The 21,970-nt window shown below is 32.7% G+C and carries 23 protein-coding genes; 3 read left to right on the top strand and 20 right to left on the bottom strand.

What is annotated here, in order from left to right; genetic code table 11:
- Window positions 1–11 precede the first annotated feature (11 nt).
- The 15 genes from DK442_RS04875 to DK442_RS04950 form a co-directional block, all read right to left on the bottom strand.
- The gene (locus DK442_RS04875) at window positions 12–1,871 is read right to left on the bottom strand and encodes an IPT/TIG domain-containing protein (RefSeq protein WP_160114053.1); all 1,860 of its coding nucleotides are present in this window, start codon (window positions 1,869–1,871) and stop codon (window positions 12–14) included.
- Window positions 1,872–2,140: 269 nt separating this feature from the next.
- Window positions 2,141–2,410 (bottom strand): hypothetical protein, encoded by a 270-nt coding sequence (locus tag DK442_RS04880; RefSeq protein WP_109434743.1) that lies wholly within the window; start codon window positions 2,408–2,410, stop codon window positions 2,141–2,143.
- Between the two features lie 682 nt (window positions 2,411–3,092).
- Window positions 3,093–3,776, bottom strand: coding sequence for a hypothetical protein (locus DK442_RS04890; protein WP_109434745.1), 684 nt, complete (start codon window positions 3,774–3,776; stop codon window positions 3,093–3,095).
- An 18-nt stretch (window positions 3,777–3,794) separates the two neighbouring features.
- The gene (locus DK442_RS04895; protein WP_109434746.1) at window positions 3,795–4,931 is read right to left on the bottom strand and encodes an ankyrin repeat domain-containing protein; all 1,137 of its coding nucleotides are present in this window, start codon (window positions 4,929–4,931) and stop codon (window positions 3,795–3,797) included.
- An 81-nt stretch (window positions 4,932–5,012) separates the two neighbouring features.
- Complete coding sequence (locus DK442_RS04900; protein WP_109434747.1) at window positions 5,013–5,387, bottom strand: hypothetical protein; 375 nt, start codon at window positions 5,385–5,387, stop codon at window positions 5,013–5,015.
- 391 nt (window positions 5,388–5,778) lie between these two features.
- Window positions 5,779–6,924: an NAD-dependent epimerase/dehydratase family protein gene (locus DK442_RS04905; RefSeq protein ID WP_109434748.1), complete on the bottom strand. Its 1,146-nt coding sequence runs from the start codon at window positions 6,922–6,924 to the stop codon at window positions 5,779–5,781.
- A gap of 208 nt (window positions 6,925–7,132) precedes the next feature.
- The gene (locus DK442_RS04910) at window positions 7,133–7,330 is read right to left on the bottom strand and encodes a hypothetical protein (RefSeq protein ID WP_109434749.1); all 198 of its coding nucleotides are present in this window, start codon (window positions 7,328–7,330) and stop codon (window positions 7,133–7,135) included.
- A 61-nt stretch (window positions 7,331–7,391) separates the two neighbouring features.
- Window positions 7,392–9,899: a glycoside hydrolase family 3 protein gene (locus DK442_RS04915; protein ID WP_235010907.1), complete on the bottom strand. Its 2,508-nt coding sequence runs from the start codon at window positions 9,897–9,899 to the stop codon at window positions 7,392–7,394.
- A gap of 305 nt (window positions 9,900–10,204) precedes the next feature.
- Window positions 10,205–11,170, bottom strand: coding sequence for a hypothetical protein (locus tag DK442_RS04920; protein WP_109434751.1), 966 nt, complete (start codon window positions 11,168–11,170; stop codon window positions 10,205–10,207).
- A gap of 149 nt (window positions 11,171–11,319) precedes the next feature.
- Window positions 11,320–12,147, bottom strand: coding sequence for a carboxypeptidase-like regulatory domain-containing protein (locus tag DK442_RS04925; protein ID WP_109434752.1), 828 nt, complete (start codon window positions 12,145–12,147; stop codon window positions 11,320–11,322).
- A 152-nt stretch (window positions 12,148–12,299) separates the two neighbouring features.
- Window positions 12,300–13,394: a serine hydrolase gene (locus DK442_RS04930; protein ID WP_109434753.1), complete on the bottom strand. Its 1,095-nt coding sequence runs from the start codon at window positions 13,392–13,394 to the stop codon at window positions 12,300–12,302.
- Window positions 13,395–13,456: 62 nt separating this feature from the next.
- Entirely contained in the window at window positions 13,457–14,230 is a 774-nt protein-coding gene (locus DK442_RS04935) for a hypothetical protein (protein WP_109434754.1), read from the bottom strand.
- A 16-nt stretch (window positions 14,231–14,246) separates the two neighbouring features.
- Window positions 14,247–14,777, bottom strand: coding sequence for a DUF1572 family protein (locus DK442_RS04940; RefSeq protein ID WP_109434755.1), 531 nt, complete (start codon window positions 14,775–14,777; stop codon window positions 14,247–14,249).
- Between the two features lie 46 nt (window positions 14,778–14,823).
- Entirely contained in the window at window positions 14,824–15,186 is a 363-nt protein-coding gene (locus DK442_RS04945; RefSeq protein WP_109434756.1) for a hypothetical protein, read from the bottom strand.
- A 157-nt stretch (window positions 15,187–15,343) separates the two neighbouring features.
- Window positions 15,344–15,793 carry a GNAT family N-acetyltransferase gene (locus DK442_RS04950; protein WP_109434757.1) on the bottom strand — a complete coding sequence of 150 codons (450 nt, stop codon included), beginning with the start codon at window positions 15,791–15,793 and terminating at the stop codon, window positions 15,344–15,346.
- Between the two features lie 137 nt (window positions 15,794–15,930).
- Here DK442_RS04950 and DK442_RS04955 point away from each other — a divergent pair, with 137 nt between their 5' ends.
- Complete coding sequence (locus tag DK442_RS04955; RefSeq protein ID WP_109434758.1) at window positions 15,931–16,272, top strand: hypothetical protein; 342 nt, start codon at window positions 15,931–15,933, stop codon at window positions 16,270–16,272.
- A 90-nt stretch (window positions 16,273–16,362) separates the two neighbouring features.
- Here the strand turns inward: DK442_RS04955 and DK442_RS04960 are convergent, their stop codons facing one another.
- The 3 genes from DK442_RS04960 to DK442_RS04970 form a co-directional block, all read right to left on the bottom strand.
- A complete protein-coding gene (locus tag DK442_RS04960) occupies window positions 16,363–17,325 on the bottom strand; it encodes a radical SAM protein (protein WP_109434759.1) in 963 nt (320 codons plus the stop codon).
- Window positions 17,326–17,379: 54 nt separating this feature from the next.
- The gene (locus DK442_RS04965) at window positions 17,380–17,718 is read right to left on the bottom strand and encodes a hypothetical protein (RefSeq protein WP_109434760.1); all 339 of its coding nucleotides are present in this window, start codon (window positions 17,716–17,718) and stop codon (window positions 17,380–17,382) included.
- Window positions 17,719–17,942: 224 nt separating this feature from the next.
- The gene (locus DK442_RS04970; protein WP_200825088.1) at window positions 17,943–18,692 is read right to left on the bottom strand and encodes a response regulator transcription factor; all 750 of its coding nucleotides are present in this window, start codon (window positions 18,690–18,692) and stop codon (window positions 17,943–17,945) included.
- 266 nt (window positions 18,693–18,958) lie between these two features.
- Here DK442_RS04970 and DK442_RS04975 point away from each other — a divergent pair, with 266 nt between their 5' ends.
- A complete protein-coding gene (locus DK442_RS04975; RefSeq protein WP_109434761.1) occupies window positions 18,959–19,765 on the top strand; it encodes an RNA polymerase sigma factor in 807 nt (268 codons plus the stop codon).
- Between the two features lies 1 nt (window position 19,766).
- Window positions 19,767–20,210, top strand: coding sequence for a hypothetical protein (locus DK442_RS04980; protein WP_109434762.1), 444 nt, complete (start codon window positions 19,767–19,769; stop codon window positions 20,208–20,210).
- 44 nt (window positions 20,211–20,254) lie between these two features.
- Here the strand turns inward: DK442_RS04980 and DK442_RS04985 are convergent, their stop codons facing one another.
- Both DK442_RS04985 and DK442_RS04990 read right to left on the bottom strand, forming a co-directional pair.
- The gene (locus DK442_RS04985) at window positions 20,255–20,674 is read right to left on the bottom strand and encodes a DUF1801 domain-containing protein (RefSeq protein WP_109434763.1); all 420 of its coding nucleotides are present in this window, start codon (window positions 20,672–20,674) and stop codon (window positions 20,255–20,257) included.
- A 93-nt stretch (window positions 20,675–20,767) separates the two neighbouring features.
- Window positions 20,768–21,904: a sterol desaturase family protein gene (locus DK442_RS04990; protein WP_109434764.1), complete on the bottom strand. Its 1,137-nt coding sequence runs from the start codon at window positions 21,902–21,904 to the stop codon at window positions 20,768–20,770.
- Window positions 21,905–21,970: the final 66 nt, after the last annotated feature.

Here is a 21,970-nt window from a genome sequence, read left to right on the forward strand (position 1 = left end):
TGTTAAATAGTTTAGGCAGGCGTAGGTAAAATATCGACCCATACCACTAGATAAGCATTTGGGTCAGATGCCGTATTCATTGTTAGCAGGTTATGACCTAATCGATCCTGAAGAGGAAAACCATAACCACTAGTCAATAGACTAATGCTACCAGCATAAGAATTATAATTTTTGCTATCACTTTGCGCTCCGTCAAAATAAATGTTGTTTCCACCAGGTGTGGATGAAAAAGAAATCACCGTTCCATCGGGCATAATACCTCCCCACCATTCTGTACTTGATAAGGATCCTATGGGTACGTTATTGCTTTTTGCTGTACTACCAACATAGCCAAAGTTGAGCCCAGCTAATAGATCACCTACCACTTGTCCGTAGACATCGTTAGTTATTCCTGTAGTTTTTGGATTAGAACCTAATGTATAAGGGGAGTTGCAGCCGTAAATTCCTGTTTTATCATTTAGGTCATCAAAAGTAATGACAATATTTCCACCGGTTGTTCCAACTCCGGGGCCTTGTTGTACGGTAGGAACACCTGGAGCGTAACCATTTCCAGAATCTGTATTGGGAACTAAGGTTACATTGCCTTGAGTATCAAAACTTGCTGTATAATCATAGCTTTGAGCCTGTGTAGAAGGAGTTCCTGATGGTTGATGTCCTGTACCGACATACGTTCCTGCGATTCTCACTTTTTTATTTACTAATACGGTTTTGAGATAGTTTGTAAAGTCGTGATATAAACCATCATTTCCTAATTGCGGACTGATCACACGAGCAAATGCTGCATTGGGTAATTGGTCCGCAGGTTTGGGAAGAACCGAACCATTTTTGGTTGAAGCGACTGCTCCTGTAGCTGTGGCCATATCAAAACTACTACTGCTAATCTGATTTTTATTAGTAGCATGAGGGGCATTGAATGTATTTAGTGATAATGAAATGGCAGTAAAATCTATATAAGATAAATCTACATCCATTTGTGAATCTTTGATCGTGGGTTCAAAGTATTGATACCTTAGATCAAGATTAGGGTTCTTGTTTGCATCTGGAGTGTAATTAGCGCTCATACCAGTGATTGGACCGCCCATACTGATATAAATCCTGCCAGAAAAGGTTTTGATTAATACTGCTGGGACTCCATTTGGCAAGCCATCTCCAAATCTTGTTCCACTAGTGATCTCTTGCAAACTGTAGGCGGTGTTTGGAGCCAAAGACTTTAAAGTGCCCGAATTATCGTAATATTTTCCATCCATGCTTTGATCACCGATGAATTGAATGTAAGTATCCCTTGGAGTTTCTGAAGAAAACAATAATGGTACGCCATTATTAGCAGCCTGATGATATGTGAATTGAGCGGCATTGACCTTTGGCGAATTATTACCTTGCACAACTACTTGCACATCTACAGTTTCAGCATTTGGAGCTATAGGGTTAGTGACCGTGATCTTATTGTCAGATAGTACATGAATTTGGGTTGCACCAAGAGCTTTAAAATTTACAGCAGAAGCTCCCGTAAAGAATTTTCCTTCGATAGTAATGGTTTCACCCCCTTGAACTGAAGATGCACTGGGGTGAATTCCTGTTATCTCTGGTAAATTATAGTTAAATTTTTTAGGTGCGATTATAGGAGTACCTCCATCAATTAATGTCACCGAAACCGAACCTGGTACTCCAGTATTAGGATTGACCATGGTCATGATAGTATCAGATACAATTTTGATCTTGGTAGCTCCTGCATTCCCAAAATTCACGGCAGGGTTGTTAATACTATTGAAACCTGTTCCGGTGAGTGTGATTAAATTATTTCCTATCAACGAACCTTCTGTTGGACTGATAGAAGAAATTGTAACATTAGTTATTGTAGTTTTCTTTTCCATATTTTGCATGTTTTTTGTGCTGATTTAATCGAGAGCATTACTTATAAAATGATATAAACGATATATATCCTTTTATTTATTTTTATAATCGTATACTAGTCGAGTAGTATTCATATAGTTGCTTCTAGAATTTTGATATTTCCTGAAATTCATACAATTGTTAGATTTTGGAAATACCTTGTATGTAAACTTTTCTGGATTTAAGGTAATTGAGAGTGATGTAAGACATCACCCTCAGTAGTAATTTAATATGTTATATTTTTTTAATTTCAGTCACCAACCGCTAGAAAAGCGAATCCACTATCAATCAGATTTCCTTGTAAGTCGGTAACCAAAACCTCGCATGTATTTTCGGCCAGAACATTTACAGAGCATAGTACTCCGGTTCCCCAAGGAGTAGCGCTTACGCCTGGTGATTGAGAAAATGGTTTCTCATAATTCACAAAGTAATTTCCTTTTCCTTCTCGTGAAGTTGAAGAAATACCAGAACCCCCTTGATTGGTTCCATCATTATTGACAAGTACATAAACAGATCTCATATTTAAAATTTTATTGGTTAATAATTTTTAAGAATTTTATGGGTAGATTTCATCCTTGCAATACCTATTGGGAAAAAACTACAATGACTTTTATTTCAATTGCATCCCTTTATAAGCTGAATTTTTAATATCCGAATTAGAGATTTTAAGTTCATGATCTAATGCATTTTGATTTAATTTATGGGCGTGCTTTAATAATTGATTTTTCACTTTTTTATAATTTATAAACCTATACTAGATGGATAGTATCTGTTCATTTTTTTATAAAAACTGATCTGATTAAAAATAGGAAAGAGGTGTATAAGAAAATATTTCATTGTATTTCATGGTGGGAGAAGTCGGATGTTGGGTGTCGGATGTTTGGAGTTGGGTTTTGGATGTCAGAGGTTGGATGTTGGGAGATTGCAAAAACATCGGGCATCGTGATTCAAGCTTCGGGCATTAAAATGGGGTTCAGAAGTCAGAGGTTGGAAGTCGGAAGACCGAAGACAGGGGTTTAAAAAAAACATCGGATACCGGTCTTTGTACTTCGGGCATTAAAATGAGGTCAGAAGTTAGAGGTTGGAAGTTGGAAGACCGAAGACAGGAGTTTAAAAAAACATCGGACATCTGGCTTCGGGCATTAAAAGTGAGGATATGGATTGCAAACATTTGCTATCGGAATACTTTGTTTGTTGCAGGTTTATTCTTTGGTTAGATCTTTTGCTGTTCCTCCTATAAAATAATTTTTAGTCTGTAGGTTTCCTTGTTCTATATAAAACATTTGGTTTAAATAAACTACTTGAGAAAATAATTCTTTTTTTGTGAGTAATCCTTGTTCATAATACTCAAAAATGGTAAAAAATTCTTTTTCATAAGATGTTACAGGATTATCATTTGAAGTTTCAACTTCTTTATGTTCAACATGATCTTTTTGATCAGGAATAGGGGCTTTGGAGGAACTGTTTTTTTCTTTTTTTAGTTTATCTTCAGATGATGAAGTAATTTTTAGCTTCTCATTTAAGAATTCAATAAATTTAGCTAGTTCTTGAGCTCTGTTAGTATCTCTATAGTTAAACTCAATTTTTCCGTTTTCGACCCAAACAGATTCAAAATAACCATGACATTTAGCTCCTATTAATTCAAGTTGTTTTTCTTGCGAAATTAAGTCAATATCAAATACATAAATATAAAAGTCTTTTACCTCGGATCTATCTATTAACTTCAGAATTGAATTTCCGTGTATTATGGAGTGTCCACTCCAATTAGCATGAAACGAAAGTATACCTTTATTCACTTTTGTTATATCAAATTTATTAGGATCTGTAACATATATTATTCTTGAAGAAGTATCTTCTTTTATCCCTTTATAAAAATGCTTATTCATACAAATTGTTATGATCTTTTATTTTTCTAATAGATTTATAATCTCTTTATTTTTCATAGCTATGGCTAATGATAAGGGCGTATGACTTTCTGCTTCTACATTTTTATCGGCTCCATTTTCTAATAAAATGCGAACGATTTCTTGATGTCCCATTTCTGAGGCTCTGTGCAAAGCAGTAAAACCTCTATTGTCCTTAGCATTTAGATCAGCTTTATTTTCAATCAAAATATTGAGATGTTCAACTTTATTTGATTGTACAGCATTCATTATTGGGGTTGCTCCTTCAGTTGATTTTGTATTTGGATTAGCTCCTTTGTCAAGCAACAAACTTAATACATTTGAATCAGCGGTTATTGCCCATTGTAACGTTGAAAGGCCATCTCCCGCCAAACAATTAATATTAGTATTTCGATCTAACTCTAGGTTTATTTTATCTAGTTCACCTCTTGCAATTGCTATATGTAATAAAGAGTGGGTTCTTAGTTTTAACGCTGTTTTATAGTTAAAGTCCTCCCCAAAATATCCGAAATGAGCCATGTTTCCATAAGTAGAAAAAGCCCACATTCCTGCCTGATCTGTATTGCTTGATAAGTCTTTTGGAATAGGAGCGGGGACTGTTTCATTTAAAGAATGACTATATAGTAAAAACATCAAAATGGATTCAGTCATTTTGGATGATTCATTATCAGTGAATTCGCCTGTTATTTCAGTTATTCTTAATTGGTTTTTTTCTTGAGTCGTTTTTGCAACTACAAAAGCTTCTCTCAACCAACTTCTAATAAATAGTAAACGATCATTAATAAAATAAATCGCCCATTTGTTTTCCATTGTTGATGGATTAAACAAAACACCCTCCTCAAGTTTTTCATCTGTTGAAATCGTTAAATCACTAGAAAATGTTCTTTTGGATTTGGGTGAATACTCTGTAAAAGCTGTTCCGTCTTCTTGACCATAAGAAATAGCATTAGTAGCCATTTTAGGATCTTTTGAAGTTGAAAGCATATTTTGAGAAATTGGTCTTAAATCTAAAATTTTCAACCCCCAAGGGTTTTGTTCTGGATTAATCCATTTCAAATTGTATTCACTGGTTTTCTTTTCCTCTTGCTCAGAACTTTTTTTTTGATTCCCTCCAAATAGTTTTTTAAAAAATCCCATAAATTTTATTGATTGTTTATAACGTTCTGTGAATAATATTTTAGTTACCTCAAAGAATAGCTATGCTGTTTCTGTAAGTTTTTATTTAGTTTTATAAAAATCCCCATCTTTCCAGATTCTCCTGCCTTTATACTTTCCACAAAAGTCATAAAGTTCGATAAATTGATTTTGATAATCCCTACTATGTCGGAAAACCTGTATTTCTCTATCAACAATCTTAATCCTTCTAAATGTTTTGTCTTCTGAAGAATCCATAGATACAAGAAATGCAGATTTACGTTTTAATATAACTTTTCCGTTAGAGTTTACCACCTTATCTATCAAGATAACTTTTTTTTGTGGTAATTTCCAAAACAAGAATTTCCGTTCTCTTTCGATTGTTTCTGTTTTGAGCACTAGATTTTCTGTTTCACAACCTATATGTTCGGTTAAATGATCAATTTGATTGTTAAACAAAAACAAGTGAAATACTAAGGTGAATAATGTGATATTGATGTCTACTACTTTTTAATTAGTGCTAGCGATTTGTGAATGAAACGTAGCGAGTAAAAAGATACTATATTTTGGATTAAGCACAGCGTCTAATTTTATATTTTGTTTTACTTATTTATAGACATGGATTATGAATTAGTGTCATCTGGGTGGAGAAGACCGAAGACAAAGATTACAAAAACATCGGGCATCGAGCTTCGTACTTTGAGCGTTAAAATGAGGGGCAGAAGTCAGGTGTTGAGTGTTGGAAATTAGATGTTGAGAGATTACAAAATCATTGGATATCAGGTTACTGTAGATTATGTTTACAATTTAGTTCAATAGTTTTTCAAACATTAGACGATTTTGTAAAAAACTACCTCTGTTTAGAAACCCACTTTTTGATTATTTCTTTCTCATGTTCTAATGAATAGTATTTCACCTGACCATCTGATTGTTTTCCAAAAATGATATCGTTTTTTGGATATCTGTATTTATATCCCTCTATCTGGTCCTTTATCATATCAACTAATGGTCTATGTACAAATCCTGCTTCTATGGCCTTTTGTACATTAAAATAATATGAGCCTTCTGGTTTTGGCTTCCAGAAAGGGACTACTTTATATGGTATAAGTCCGTTTTTAATTAAAAATTCACCATCGATCCAATACAATTTCTCTGGCATTGCAGTAGCATGAATAAGACTAGAAACATAATCTTTAAATGGCGTTGGTTCGCAGGCAATATTAAATTCTCCAAAAGTATTTTGATGAGAACAAAGCACAATAAAACTCACCAAGCTTTTAACATCAACAGCTTGTATATGATGATTTTTTACATGAGGTAATAATATTTCGCCTCCTCTGTAAAAGCGTATAGGCCAAAAAGGTTCGTCTATGATATTGCTTGGATCTACACTTCTAAAATCTCGCATTCCATGAGATCTGTATATTGTATAATTATCTATTTGTTCTCGTATGGCTTCTTCGGCAAACGTTTTACGAAGTGCATAACGATGTTTCATTCCTTCTGCAATAGATTCAGGACGTTTAGGCAGAGATTTTAAAGGGTCATTTTCAGTAATAAATTTTTTGTTCCAATTACCATAAACAGAAATTGATGATATGTAGTGATAATGACCTATTCTACCTTTAAATTCATCCAAAAAGTCGGATATCGCCTTTGGTGATTTTTGCCAGGTATCTACAACAATATCCCAATAGGTGTCTTTGTATTTTTTGTCGATTGCTTTTAAACCTGCTTTATTTTCCTTTTCCCTATCACAGATTATGATGGGTAAATTGTTGAATAAATGTGTATTTGTCTTTCCCCTATTTAAAAGTGTGACCTCATAGCCAGAGGTTAAAAATTCCTTTACTATACTAGGCCCAAGAAATCCTCTCCCACCTAAAATCAGCACTTTTTTGGAATTGTCATTGTGTATTCCAAAAACATCAGAAGGACTTAGGAAGGTAAGTATTGAAGCAGCTCCTACAGTCTTTAAGAAATCTCTTTTATTCATGTTTTATTGCTTTTAAAGCAAAAAAAGGAATTTAAAAGTGGATATGGGAAGTCCTTAATTAATCTGTACTGATTTCTTTTTATATTTTTCAGGCGTTTCTATCTGTTTTCTTCTTAAGGTTATTGAAGAACTCAGGTTTAGAACTAAAGCCACACTCATAACCCAACCCTTCCAATATTAAGTTGTTGTTTTCTCTTTTTCCTTTTTGCTAATGCAGTAACGCTTTTTTAAAATTAGGTATTTGATAGGTTCTGGCCACCCTCATAATATGGTCATATAATTCTGATAAGGACCATGCATCTTGAGAAGGGCTTATAGATATTTGTTCACTGTCTGTTTTTTCTAACACTATTAGACATTCACTAACTTTTTTATTGAACTTATCTATCGCCCTTAATTTCTTCATATTATCATGAATTACAAATAAATCGCCTTGCCTGTGACATTTTTATGGTAAAACAAAAAAACTATTTACCATCGCACCCGGGCTTAGCATCAAGATCTGATGCCAGGCGAATATTGCTTAGCCCAATCTCGACACCTTCTCCAGCGGTAATCATTAATGCAGAACTAATTTTGGTCATATCAAGACCAAGGTTATCAAAGCAACTTAGGCTTATTCGATATTCTTTCCAATCATTGGGAGCGACGCTGATATTAAGCGTTTTATCACACGGAGCGTCTGGACCACACATACCAATTTGTAGGGCTGCGTCGCTGGCTGTAAATGATTTTGCTGAGAACGCAAGTTCCATAGCACCATTGGATTGGCGGGACATATCACTTGGTGACGCTGCACTAACCCGTATTTGGTCACGATCTGATTTTGTCCATTGTATTCTTAATGCATCTTCTTGCGCATTGTGGTCGGTTTTACTAATTATCAACCCGCCTACAGATGTAGGGAAACTACCAATTTGTTTGACTAAATCGCCTGAACTTAACCATAATCCCCAAGGGGCAACAGGAGCTCCTTTACTAAAAAACTCACCTGTAGAGACTACTTGACTATCTTCTAAGCCTGAATCTTCTGAAAGCTGATCAACCGTTGCAGTATCGGTATAAGAAAGACCATAACCCAGGGTAAACAATGGTTTAGCGTCTTCTGATACTACAGCACTCGACGGCCATGAGAATGATAAACGACCTGTAAAATCATAAGAAGGGTCTGTTTGAAATAACAGATCTGAGATACCTCCTCCTTCACTACCAGGCAACCATGCTGCGATAAATGCATCTGACTGGTTGATTTCTGGGTTAGTCCATAACGGACGACCAGATAGAAAAACAGATACAACAGGGATGCTTTTACTTTTAAATTCTGTCAATGTATTTACGTCAAAATCATTAGGAACAAAGTCAAGATTTTCGCGGTCCCCCTGAAACTCTGCATATGGATTTTCTCCATAAATGGCAATTACAAGATCGGCAGTTGCGCTTGTGTCTGCATTGGCAGAATAAATTACTTTACCACCTGCTTTGTTAACAACTTCTTTTATACCCTCTAGTATTGATTCACCATTGGGGAACTCATCGTTGGTATGACCCGTACCTTGCCATGACAATGTCCAACCACCACATGCCTTGGAGATGCTTTCTGCTCCGTCGCCAACAACCATAATCGTTTTTGTAGCGTCTATTGGTAAAACGCTATTATTATTTTTAAGCAAAACCATGGACTCACGAACAGCTTGTCGTGCTATGGCTCTGTTTTTAGGAAGCCCCAGAAGGCTTTCATCTCCTGCATTTTTACGAGTACTTGGTGCTCCTTTGGTAAATATACCCGAGGCAATTTTTACTCTAAGAATACGGCGTACTGCATCATCCAAACGAGTCATAGGAATTGTTCCGCTCTTTACATGTTTCAAAGTGCTTTCATATAAACCTTTCCAACTATCGGGAGCCATATACATATCCAGACCTGCATTAAGTGATTGTGGACAATCTGTATTGGTACAGCCAGGAACTTGACCATGACCGTTCCAGTCACCAACCACAAAGCCATTAAAACCGAGTTGACCCTTTAAGACGTCTGTTAACAGTTCTTTGTCACCATGAAGTTTTCTGCCTTGCCAGCTAGAGAAAGAAGCCATTACGGTTTGTACTCCTGCAGGTATTGCACTATAATATCCCGCTGCATGCACGTCACGTAATTCTGTTTCACTAATAAGAGCATCTCCTTGATCGACACCTTTTTCTGTAGCGCCATCAGCAAGAAAGTGTTTAGCACTTGATATAACGCGACCAGCTCCCATAAAACCTTCTTCACCAACACGGCCTTGTAGTCCATAGACAATGCGACTTCCATAGGATTTTACTATTTTAGGGTCTTCAGAGAATCCTTCATAACTTCTACCCCAACGTGTATCTTGCGGTATGGCCAAGGTGGGAGCAAAGGTCCAATCGTGACCAGATACAGTAAGTTCGTGAGCAGTTACTGATGCAATTTGCTCAATTAAGTCAGGGTTGTTCATCGCACCAAGTCCAATGTTATGTGGAAAAACAATAGCTCCACTAAGATTTGTATGACCATGTACTGCGTCTATTCCCCATATACAAGGTATAGCAATCTCAACACCTTCTTTATCAATCGATGCGTTGTAATATTCATCAGCCATTGCCAACCAGGTTTTGGTATCAGCATATGGTAACGGTCCTGGTGCCGAATTACCACCACTTAATACAGAGCCTAATCGATATTGCTTAACCTCTTCTGGAGTAATAGATCCATTATCTGCCTGGATGACCTGACCAACTTTTTGTTCTAACGTTAGTTTTGGCAGTATTTCATCAATTTGTGCTTCTATCGATGGGTCTAGCGGCAGGGCTTTGATGGTTGGCCAATCTTTTGGATTTACAAGGTTGGTTGATTTTTCTACATCTGTAGTATTCTTTTTTTGAGTACAGCTTAAAACTAAAATAGAGAGCATAACTAATAGTGAGATAGATGAGGTCGAAGACTTGATAGTACGCATATTAAAAATTGGTATTGGTTGTGGTTAACATAAAATAAATGTGTAAGTTACATTTTTTCTTAGTGTGTGTAAAAAAGTATGATGGAGTTATTTTGAAATGTTTTTTTTGGATTTTGTATAATGTTCTTGCTATGATTGACATTGGGTTTAAAGGCATACCTGTTGGTTGAAAATTAATCTACTATATTTTACTACGATTGGGTATTATAGATACGGGTTATAAATAGGTGTTGTCTAAGAATAGAGATCATATGTAGTTAAACATAGACACATGAATTACAAATTTAAGAGATATTTATTATTCTTTATTCTTTTTTAAGGCTTGTATATAGCCTATTCCTTTTATAATTCTTGAGCTTATCATTTTTTAAATCGATCCCAATAAGTGATGTCCAAAAGGCATCTGTATCAGGAATAAACTCATATGCAATATATAAATTTTCGGTTTCCATAGATATAGGTACAGGAAGCATTTTGGATATTGAATATTCATTAATTATAGAATCAATAGGATTCTTATTTTTAAATAAGTAAAAACATTCTTTCTGAATTTTGTTATTGTAAATACCAAATGACACAAAAGAAATGGTATCAGTATTCTTTATCATTTTATAATGAGCGTAAACATTGGAGGGATGAAAAGAATTTTTAATAAGTGTTTTTGCTAAGTATGTAGAATCTTTTTTAAATACAGAGGTTTTACTTAAAACAATATCATTATTAGACATACATAAGTAGTCTTCATCTTTATTAACAATCTTGGTTTTTTCATATGTAGCAATCACTTGACTTTCTAATTGATCAGAGAAATACTCATAATTTTTTCTAAATAATGTATCTATTCTTTCTTGATTATCATTTAATATTATGATTGTATCCAAACCCTTTACATCAAAATATTTTTGAGCTACTGATTTTTTAATTTTATACCTTTCGTGATCCTCAGTTTTTGATATTAACTCTCCTATATAGTCTTCTGTATTTCTGTGAAATGTATTGTGGAATGAATCAGGTACAGCGTCATTAAATGCTATAGAGATGTAATAGTCATCTTCTCCATACATCTTCTGCAACATCCCAATATAGATGGATTCTTCTTGTGTATACTCTGAATTTATTATATCACTAGTTCTTTCTGGAGTTTCAACAGTTTTATTCTCTTTTGTTATAACAATTGAATTATCCTTATTTTGGTTTTTAATTTCCTTAGTACAAGAAATGCCTAAAAAAGATAGAATTATTAAAAGGTATTTTAATGTATTTGTATTCACGGTTTGTGTTTGGTTTATTGTAGAATTGTCTAAAGGAAATATTCTGTATAATCCAAGATAATAAATTGTAATGAATTAGAAATTAAGAATTCATAATTTGAGATTCTGAGATAAGTTCAAAGTGATAAGTAAATTATGCAATATGTTTATCAGTTCAGACCATTCGATTTTTTATATGTGTTGCTTTTACCCTTAATATACTCCCAAATCTGTAATGGATTTTTGGTATCTGATGGTTTAGGGAAATCTGTTTGATGTATACAGAAACTAAGAAAATCTTCAATGTGAGTTTGTGGTATTCCTAGTTCTTTAGAATAGGCAACCGTTGGAAACATATTGGCTATTTGTTTTTCTATTTTGATATGCTCATCCAATACCAACCGGTTTTTAAGTGCTTTTGTTTTTCCCGAAATCCGATTCATGATTTTGTGAGTATTTACTGTGATTCCGACTCCAAAAGGACTGCCTTGTAGTTTTACAAATTTCCCGTCATCTGCTTCAAAAAGCAATCGTTCGTTTTTGGTTTTTACCTTCACTTTTGCTTGTGGTAATCCTAAAGAAGAAGAGTTGATAACAGGTTTGCTGTCTAACCGTTGAGCATCAAGATGTATGTTGCCGGTTAAATTGTGTGGTTGTATTATAACTTCATCCAGATCGATAACTTTTTCTTGTAGATCGATAAAAATCATCTTTTGATGTAGCATAGCCTCTGTTACCATAATTTCTTTTGTTGAGTAATGGACTGCAGAAAACTGTAAGGTGTCGTTTACGTTAACTTCTAGTTTAAAAAGCCCTTTTGCATTGGTAATCGTGGTTTTTTTGGTGTTAAGGTTAATGATCAAAACATTGGAGATGTCATGATTAAGGCTTTGAACCTTACCTATTAGCTCTTCGACATGTTCCTGGGCACATCCAATAGATGAGGTCAATGAAACAAGTAATAATCCAAAAATCTTAAATAAGCGATCATTGCTCACATTTTGGGTATTAAGGTTTTATAAAAAACCTTAAAATTTTGGAGATGTTGCAATGATGATATTAGGTGAGAGATAGGGTTTGGGGTATGAAATGCAACATAAAAAGATACAAAATGTTGGTTTGACAGGTGCTAGCTAAAGTATGTACAACGTTATTTTTTTTTCACAAATGTTGGCAAGAATATATCTTTCATTATTGCAAATGGTAATTTATCTTCTTGTGAATTATATGCACCCCCAGTAAATACAGCCACCATATCTAATGTAGGAAAGATCATAATATACTGTCCGCCGTTACCCGTTGCGGTTTTAGAAATAACCATTTTCTCTTCTATTTTAAACGGAATATTCCACCAGAAATATCCATAGTCAATTCCTGTTATTTTTGTTTTCGGAGTGGTGGATTCCTCAATCCACTTTTGAGAAACAATTTGTTTTTCATTCCATAGACCGTTGTTGAGTATCAATTGCCCAATTTTGGCCATATCGCGAGAGGTCATATATAACCTTTTTCCTGAAGGGATAATCTCCTTATCTGAAGTATGCCCCCAATGTACATTGGTAATACCTAAATCATTAAATACATATTGATCTGCGAATTTGTCAATTGTCATTCCAGAAGCTTGACTTATTATTTCTGCAATCAGAATTGCACCCATAGAACAATAATTGGATACTGCTCCCGGCTCATTGATCATAGGTAAATTAAGTGTGTATTGAAGCCAGTCTTTTTTTCTGGAAACTTTATCTTCTTGCCCTTTTGATTTTTTGTTCCAATCGTTACAATCAAGCCCGCTAGACATAGTTAAAAGATGTTTGATCGTAATTGTTTCTTTTCTGTTGTCAATATTTTTGGTGACAATAGGGTTTTTAAGATATTTTGATATGGGGTCATCCACACTAGCTATAAATCCTTTATCGATAGCAATTCCCATTAGTATGGATCGTATACTTTTTGTTGTAGAACGAAGATCGTGTGGTTGGTCTGCAGAGGTTGTATTGAAATACTCCTCGATAATTAGCTGATCATTTTTTATCAATAAAACACTATGTAGTTTGTTTTTTTGATTGAGTATTTGGCTGAATAATTTATATATCCTTGTTGTATCTATTTTTTGAGACTGTAAATTGTTCGTTTTCCATCCATCATTATGTTCTTTTGGTTGAGAATATAGGTAGGTGTTTTGTCCATAGCATAGTGTACTTATCAATAAGGTGAAAAATGTTAGTGTTGCTATGTTTTTCATAATAAATGGGTAATGATCTTGATCCAGGAACCAAGATCGGTTTCTATATTTAATTTTATGTATTAAAGAATACCACTTATAAAAATGGGTTCTATCATTAAACCTTCATATCCTGGTCTCATACCATAGGCTATAATTATTATCTTGTTCTCACTATAAAAATAGACGCTACCCACAAAATAATCTCTGTAACATTGATTTAATTTTAATTGATTTTCAAAATCAAAGGCTGGTTTATCAGATTCGTCAGTGATTTTTAAACTAAATTTTTTAATACATTCAGAACAACCCAATCCATCCTCATCAATAGTTAATTCATCTACAATCATTGTGGAGAAATTAATATTAAATTGTTGGGAATCTGCCATATTTGTAGTTCTAAATCTTTCACTACTTATAGGAATACTTAATTTACTATGTGATTCTGGATTACTTACGCAGTCATTGTTTTTTAATATGTACTCGTGAATAGGTTGATAATATGCCAAATAACCAGTATTGCCTCTTATTATATTGTACTTATCAAGAAACCGGTTATTAAAAGCAATCATACTTTTTAGTAGATCATTAACAACGAATTCATTGGAAGTATTGGAGGCTATAGGTTTGTATTCTTTTTCTAATTCGAGCGCATCTATTGTTTTGTTTTTTTTGACATCAACAATAACAAGTCTTCCTTTCCAGGTATAACTTTCACTGTATGGGGTATAGGTATATATGGCTATGAAATTGCCTGAATCTGAAAAACCAATCAATCTTGCATTAATAATATTTTCGGCATTGCAATTTATTTGAAATAATACAATGACGATAAAGGAATATATAATTTTTTGCATGTTGATATAATTGATTTTATTTAGAATTTTTCTCAAATTCTAATCGGATATATTCATTCGATTTTCCTTTTGGTATTGAGGGTGAATTCCATTTTTCATTTAAAACCATTTTCCCAATAAAAGCAATTTGACCGATATGATATGGGTAATGAGCAATTTGTCTAGTTATGCTTTCAATTAATTTGACTTTTTTATTTCTTATGAGAATTGGTTTGTGAAAATTACTTTCATTAATAGAACCTAAAGCATCATAAAGACAATTCCATCCTTTCTCCCATTTTTCAATTAATTCTGAATATGTTAAGTTCTGAGTCTTAAATTCACTTTCTCGATCTCTCCACTCTTTTTCTCCGTCACTCTCAAAAAAATCTGTCCATCTGGATAACATATTTTCTGATACATGGATCATTATGCATGCAATATTATTACTTCCTTCATTATATTTCCAATATAAATCTTTCTCTGTTAATTGTGAAATTGTTTTATCTGCAACTTCCTTATAGGATTCGAATTGCTTCTTTATATTGTTTAGATATTCTTCTATCATTAGTCCTTACTTTATTTCTGTTTTTTTTATATAATGTTAGACTTTGTTACTGATTTTTCATTGCATCCAGATAATAATTATAACCTTCTAGCTCTTCTTTAGATACTTTTTCTACTTTCAACAATACGGGTTTATCCATTAAGAATCCTTCTTTTGCCATAGGAGCATGCCCGATTAGGAAATTTAAATCTGCAGAGTTTAAGTCATTTGGTTTGGTTTTAAATTCATCAGAATACATTCTTATATGCACTGCAAATTCATCTAATGCTAATATTTTTGATACACTATAAAATCCATTATCATTTTGGGTTATATAAAGCCCGCCCACTACTAAATCATTAGATTTTTCGGAACAACCTGTCATCACGAATACTCCAATAATCAATATTAGTTTTGAAATAATTCTCATACTACTTCTTTTTCTTAAGTCTACCGTTTAAATAAACTCAATTGGATTATTTTTTATTGATTTTATATAGCTAATCTACCGTAAGATTTACTATAATCCTAATGAAGAATTACAATCAATTTACAATGTTTTTCTAGTGAAGGATAAGCATATTTTGTTATAGAGATTTCTTAAAACCTTTATGTGTTGAAGAATCAAAGCCTAATTTTTCGTAAAATTTAATAGAATCGCTTCTATCAGATTCGGTTAAGAAGATCATTTGCGAGCACTCTCTTTTTTTTGCGTTATTTTCTAATTCGTTCAAAAGGCTTTTTCCTATTCCTTTTCCTCTATGTTCTTTACTCACAACAAAATTTTCCATAACAAGAAATGGTTTACATGCTCCGTACAATTCTTCACATATAACACCTTGTATGGTCCCGATTATTTCTCCGTTCATTTCTGCACCTAAAAAAATGTATTGAGAATCTTTTGAAACCCTCTTAAAGACTTCTTTCATTTTTGTGAGGTTCATCGCATCATCCCAAAATAGCGAATAGAGTTCTGCTACTTGATGTAAATCAGTTTCTTTGAGCCTTCTTATGGAGTAATCTAATTTGGTATTCATAAGTCTTGATAGTCTTAGAAGAGTGATTTTTCCTTCAAAATTAGGATAAAAACCCCATGTAAATTAGGTAAAAGACGGTTGTTTTTGTTTGGTTATAGATTTTATTTTATATCAAACAAAAACTAAATATATTTATTATGACAACAATTGAATACATCAAAAAGTATGACATCGCCTATTATGGAGGAGGAAATAATAGTAAAAATTATGCATATAGAGCAATAATAGGACTAAGAAGAGATAACGGCAGCTTAATAGGTGCTGCTTATTTTCATAGAGATGCATCTACTCTTCCTAATACAGATTCGATGAGTGGTTCGGGATACATTTACGTACATTATAGCGAATCAGATCTTGAGCGAATTGTAGATTTACTTCGTAACGAAGAACCTGTTTATGTGCGATATGTACCAGGTTGGGAGATGGCTTCTATTAATACATCATTAGAACCCATAGGAGAAGAAGAGTTTAACGGGTAAAGTCAGAGATTTTAATAAGCGCGGATGTTGAAGTCCGCGCTATTAGTATAGTGAACTTTTTTTACTTTAATGAGAAACAATAAAGTAATTTTATTTAACTGCATTTTGGTATAGTGAATTTCTAATTTGTTTTATGGTAATGTTTTTAGTTTTTGTTCCTATCGTATTGCATAAATCGCAAACATCATTAAATTTAGAATTTAATATTTCTGAAAAATCAATATCATCTTTAATAAAAGAAATAATTTTATTAAAACCTAAATTGGATAGAGCCCATAAATAAGGATCGTTTTCTGCAAAATCTATGATTTCTTCGAAGCTATTCTCTTTTAAGTTTCCAAGAATAAGTTCATTTTTCTTATTTACTATATATGTAGAGCAGCAAGGATATACATCTCCATTGGGCCATACAGAAAACACAAAAGATTTTTTTAAAGGACATCTCATAGCTTTAGAAGTAATTTTTTCTTTTATAATGCTGCCACAGCCTTCTTTATTTTCCGCATATCCTACTTGGGCAACATAATGAAAATCAACTTTAATCAGAGAAGTATTTGAGTCAATAAGTTTAGATAATATATTTTTACTTAGATATTTTTCAAATTCTTGCCTTTCATTTTTAAATAGTGTGACACTAAGTAAAATAGGAATGTTATGCATTAAAAGTTCTCTGATGAATACTATATAAATTTTTTGATCTGTAAATTTTAAATGGGAAGGATCAATACTAATGGTAATATCATTTATTCTATTTGAAACTAATTCATTAGCTACGGTTATTGCATATTCTTCTTTTTTTGTCCAACCAAGTCCAGTGGTTAACCCCCAAGGGATACCTGAGTCATTACATAATCTTACTGCTTCGAATAGTTTTTTTCTTCTTATTAAAGGTTCACCACCTGTAAATCCAACTTTTTTGAATTTTCTTAACTCAGCTGTTTTTAAAACATCAAATAAGAATGAATCTTTTAAATCTAATGGTTTAGGAGGAACGCAACAAAATGAACATCTTAATGGGCAATTGTCTGTTAAAGAAATGGCTAATGTATGCATGTTTTATAATTTATATAGCACGGTTTTTATAATGAAACCGCGCTATGATCATTTTTAGCTATTGACTACCCAACCACCATCTTTATATACTATATTCCAGCTATATGGATCAATATCAGAGTTGAATGGATGAATAGATTCTAGATCGTTAACCCCGTATTTTTTTAATAATTCTATTGTAGTGTTGATACCATCAAGTTGAGTGATAGCATCACTTGTACCCGGTTTTATAACAAAATTAGAAAGATTACCATTATCATCAGATTTGATTACTACATCAGTACTATCTTTAATAATATCTTTTTCTTTAAGTTTAGATGTGAGTTCAGAGAAGAACTCAGTCCTAGTTAGTCCATCGTTTTTTAGTTTGAGATTTAGTTCATTTAAATCCATAATCAATTAAATTAGATATTACCTACTCTATACAGTTTTCGGTTTCCCTGTTTGTTTTAACATAAAAAGATCGTATTCCTTTTTTACAATATTTTTGGTAAATCAGTAGTACTTAGATTTTGGTGTTGATCAAACATGGTATACAAATGACTAATTCATTTTTAAATACTTGAATCAAAAGAAGTTATTATACCAGGGTTTATCAATACCCGATATTGGGTATTTTAGTTTTTAAAAGCTTTAAGAAAGGCTAAGAAGTTATCTTTATTCTGGATTTTTAATTTAGCTTTTGTATTTTTCCAATGGGTTCTTACCGTATGAAGAGAGATAAATAACTTTTCGGCTATTTGTTGATGCTTTTTGCCTTCTGCAATTAGAGATAAGATTTCTTTTTCTCGCTGAGTTAGTAAATGATATTTGTATTCATTTTCCAGGATAAATTGTTCTTGTTCTATAGATTCATTAAGGAATTTTAAGGTAGATTTTATGTTTTGACAAGGCAGCTTGATAATCATATTTCCTTCTTGATCTACTCCTTCATAAATAATTTTACTTTTTTTATAATTTCGGGTATTTTCAACTGAATTAGTAAGCCATTGTCTTGCTTCTTGCTCTGTAGTAAAATGTATTGGAACAATGCAGGACTTTGTTTTTTCGAAAGAATTGATTACACTAACATGCGCTAAAATATCTTTACTAACTACAAAAGCACATTTCTTGTTACCGTATGTATAGCAAGGTTTATTAACCATTTCTTCAATCCATAGCTGTATAGTTTGATCTAAGTGCAAGGTGAATTTTTGTTGTAACCATAATGTATACATTGGTCTAAACTCCTCATAAAATAAAGTATAGGCTAACATTTCTTTTTTAAAATCATTGATACAGTCTGGTGAATTATACCAATATTGTATAAATAGACTGTTTTGGACTTCATAGGTAATCGCTAGATATTTCCCCTTGTAGATTTTCATTTAATTTTAACTAACAAAATGATATAGTACAATATGTTAGCATTATATCTATTTTGCGTTTGTAACCCCTTGTAAATGTGTTGTATAAAGATACACTGCTATTTTTTCTTTTTTTTACGGGATTCCATATTGAAGAATGAAAAATTTAAAGACACGAACAGAGCGTACCAAATTACTTTGATGTTATAGGTTTATTCTTATACTTTACTTTTTTCTATACTATTTGTCACACTTCGTATCTTTTGAATGTCTAACTTATAGAAGATATGAATGAACATCTAAAAAAACGTATTGAAAAAGCTAATTTGGGTGATAGAAAAGCACTTGAATCGGTTATTATTGAGGTTAAAGATTTGGTTTATAATCTTTCTTTGAAAATGTTACTATTTCCAGAAGATGCAAAAGATGCCACACAAGAAATACTAATCAAAATAGTAACTCATTTAAGTACTTTTAACCATAAAAGTCAATTTAGAACTTGGGTGTACAGAGTGGCTACCAATTATTTACTATCCTACAAAGGAAAACAGGCGAGAGAATTTGCAATGCCATTCGAAGACTATTCTGATTTAATCGATTTGGGGCAGTCTGATATCGTTAAATATTCTAAAAACGATGGTGAACTTTTACTGTTGGAAGAAGAGGTTAAAGTGAGTTGTACACAAGGACTTCTTTTGTGCCTGAATGAGTTGGATAGGATTGTTTACATATTGTCAGATATTCTTGAGTTTAATAGTATTGAAGGCTCAGCAATAGTTGCAATTACAGCCGAAAATTTTAGAAAAAAATTATCTAGGTCAAGAGCTAAAATCAGAAATTTCATGAACAATAAATGTGGTTTGGCAAATCCTGATAATCCTTGTCGTTGCAAAAAGAAAATAGATTTTTTAATAGACAAAAATATGATTAATCCTAAAGATCTGAGGTTTGCAAAAAGTTCAAATCGCAGTATTGATTTGGTACAGAAGATAGGTGTTTTAGAAAAATCAGTTGCCATTTATCGTTCAACTCCAGATTTTCCAACTCCTCAAGCCATATTAGAAGAAATTAAACAAACACTAAATATTAATTGAAGTGAGTAACACTAATTTTAACCTAAAACAATTCATCATTATTACGTTGATAACAAGTATTTGGATAAATGCTTCTGAAGTATTTCGATATTTCGTTTTAGTTATGTCCAGAATAAAATCATTTTTTGAAAACAAAGCTGGTATTGCAGAAATGGATGTCGGTATTTTTTCAATTTGGGGGTTATGGGATACGCTCTTGACTGCCGTTTTGGTATTTACATTTTGGCTTTATACACAAACATTTGAGAATACTTTAAAATCTGTTTTGATTGCCGGTACCATAGTATGGTTGGCTGTGTTTGTGATTTTTTGGGTTGCAACTGCAAATATGGGTTTATCTGATTGGAATATTCTGCTAATTACTCTTCCTTTAAGCTGGTTAGAAATGGTTGTTGGTGCCTGGATTGCTTTCAGGTTATATGCTACAGGTCGCTGGGTGAATTAGTTTGTGTATGTTGTGGGTAGCTTTTAGAAAGAAATGACTCATTATTATGCGCCCAATAGCGGGAGATGTTTTATTTTATGATATGTCAATGCCATTGCAATACACTGCTTTAATTCTTGCTCTGGTATTGTGTGTTTTAGTTTAAACACAATAGCTCTATTATTTTCAAATTCAAAAACACCTTTATAGATTGTCTTGAAAGTGGGAACTAGTTTTGAAGTGCATTTAAAATATATGGCATATTGTTCGGGGTTTTTAGATTTCCAATCTATTCTTACAGTGCTTCCATGTTTAGTAAGATAACTGGGTTCACCCCATTTAAGAGTTTCTTCAAGTGTATTAAGTCCTTCAATATTGGATGCTGTCTTTAAAATCAATTCTCTTAGATAAAGTAATTGTTGTTGTACTGATGTAGGGTAATTATTAAAAACGTCATTGACCTTAGGGTTGCTGATTAGTTCCATTGGGCTTTATTTATAATGATATATACCAATTTATATGTGAAAATACCGTTCTTAATTCTTGATTTTAAATCACAAATAAATTTTCATTTTATTCTAACGTTCACTAGGGTTATCCAAATTGTTATCATTAGCGGGATTTTTATAAAAAGGAAAAATAAATTGTTTTATAAATCCTTTAGGAAATTGAACATCACCCAATCCAGTACCTTCTGGCCATTCTTTTCCCATAGGATAATACGTTCCAAAAATCATATCAATGAAGGGGAAATGAATAGCAAAATTTTTATCATAAGCTTTTGGATCATCAGAATGATGCCAATGATGATATTGTGGAGTTACAAAAACATAACGTAAAAACCCAAAATTAATCCTTGTATTCGAATGGGCTAAAACGGCTTGAATTGCTGCTATTACAATATATGTTGTAAAAACAGAAGAACTAAATCCACAAATGTAAAGAGGTATAAATGTAACGGCTCTTACAGCAATAAGATCAACAAAGTGAGTTCGAGAGCCTGCTAACCAATCAATATCTTTAGTTGAATGATGTACAGCATGAAATCTCCATAAAAATGGAATTTTGTGAAAGAAATAATGACCAGACCATTGAAAAAGATCTGATACAAAAAGGGCCAATAATAATTGTGGTAAAAACCAAATACTCTGTACCCATTCATGAATACCAGATAGACCTAATCCAGAAAAGGCAACAACAGCAGGTAATTGTACTAAAACACCTGTGACTTGAATCAGTAGATGGCCAATTACAAAATATACAAGATCAGTTCTCCATTCAGGATGAAACTTTGTCTGCTCTAACCTCTTAGGTAAAAATAATTCAATAGGAATAAATATAACGGCAGAAAGAAGGATATCCAGTAATAACCAATCTAGACCTATTGTAAATGATTTTGATTCTATTTCTTTAATTTCAGGAAGTCCCGATGCTAAAAAAATGGCAATGGCTAAAATAATGATGGCAAGAAAACCTAGTTTGGTTTTTTTACTCAATAAAAAACTAGTTAGACTGAATAAAAATGAAAGTACAAGTACACTTAAAAATACCCATTTAATAAAATTTGGGGTATATAATTCTCTAAATTCACTAGTGGTAAGATACTCGGGAAAATAAGCGCAAATTGTTGCTCCCAGACAAATGATTGCCAAAAAGATGGCTAGATAACCGCTTATTTTTCCTTCTCCAATTTTTAAACGTTTGTTTGTATTCATAAATAATTAAGTATAATAGTTTTATATGAAAAATATAAACCTTTCAGATTAGATAAATGTATTAAA

Origin of the sequence: Aquimarina sp. AU119 (assembly GCF_900312735.1) — a bacterium.
GTDB lineage: Bacteria > Bacteroidota > Bacteroidia > Flavobacteriales > Flavobacteriaceae > Aquimarina > Aquimarina algiphila.

Coding starts and splice junctions, on each gene's coding strand:
- DK442_RS04875 (WP_160114053.1), bottom strand. CDS start 1,871: ATGGAAAAGAAAACTACAATAACTAATGTTACAATTTCTTCTATCAGT.
- DK442_RS04880 (WP_109434743.1), bottom strand. CDS start 2,410: ATGAGATCTGTTTATGTACTTGTCAATAATGATGGAACCAATCAAGGG.
- DK442_RS04890 (WP_109434745.1), bottom strand. CDS start 3,776: ATGAATAAGCATTTTTATAAAGGGATAAAAGAAGATACTTCTTCAAGA.
- DK442_RS04895 (WP_109434746.1), bottom strand. CDS start 4,931: ATGGGATTTTTTAAAAAACTATTTGGAGGGAATCAAAAAAAAAGTTCT.
- DK442_RS04905 (WP_109434748.1), bottom strand. CDS start 6,924: ATGAATAAAAGAGATTTCTTAAAGACTGTAGGAGCTGCTTCAATACTT.
- DK442_RS04910 (WP_109434749.1), bottom strand. CDS start 7,330: ATGAAGAAATTAAGGGCGATAGATAAGTTCAATAAAAAAGTTAGTGAA.
- DK442_RS04915 (WP_235010907.1), bottom strand. CDS start 9,899: ATGCGTACTATCAAGTCTTCGACCTCATCTATCTCACTATTAGTTATG.
- DK442_RS04930 (WP_109434753.1), bottom strand. CDS start 13,394: ATGAAAAACATAGCAACACTAACATTTTTCACCTTATTGATAAGTACA.
- DK442_RS04935 (WP_109434754.1), bottom strand. CDS start 14,230: ATGCAAAAAATTATATATTCCTTTATCGTCATTGTATTATTTCAAATA.
- DK442_RS04940 (WP_109434755.1), bottom strand. CDS start 14,777: ATGATAGAAGAATATCTAAACAATATAAAGAAGCAATTCGAATCCTAT.
- DK442_RS04945 (WP_109434756.1), bottom strand. CDS start 15,186: ATGAGAATTATTTCAAAACTAATATTGATTATTGGAGTATTCGTGATG.
- DK442_RS04950 (WP_109434757.1), bottom strand. CDS start 15,793: ATGAATACCAAATTAGATTACTCCATAAGAAGGCTCAAAGAAACTGAT.
- DK442_RS04955 (WP_109434758.1), top strand. CDS start 15,931: ATGACAACAATTGAATACATCAAAAAGTATGACATCGCCTATTATGGA.
- DK442_RS04960 (WP_109434759.1), bottom strand. CDS start 17,325: ATGCATACATTAGCCATTTCTTTAACAGACAATTGCCCATTAAGATGT.
- DK442_RS04965 (WP_109434760.1), bottom strand. CDS start 17,718: ATGGATTTAAATGAACTAAATCTCAAACTAAAAAACGATGGACTAACT.
- DK442_RS04970 (WP_200825088.1), bottom strand. CDS start 18,692: ATGAAAATCTACAAGGGGAAATATCTAGCGATTACCTATGAAGTCCAA.
- DK442_RS04975 (WP_109434761.1), top strand. CDS start 18,959: ATGAATGAACATCTAAAAAAACGTATTGAAAAAGCTAATTTGGGTGAT.
- DK442_RS04985 (WP_109434763.1), bottom strand. CDS start 20,674: ATGGAACTAATCAGCAACCCTAAGGTCAATGACGTTTTTAATAATTAC.
- DK442_RS04990 (WP_109434764.1), bottom strand. CDS start 21,904: ATGAATACAAACAAACGTTTAAAAATTGGAGAAGGAAAAATAAGCGGT.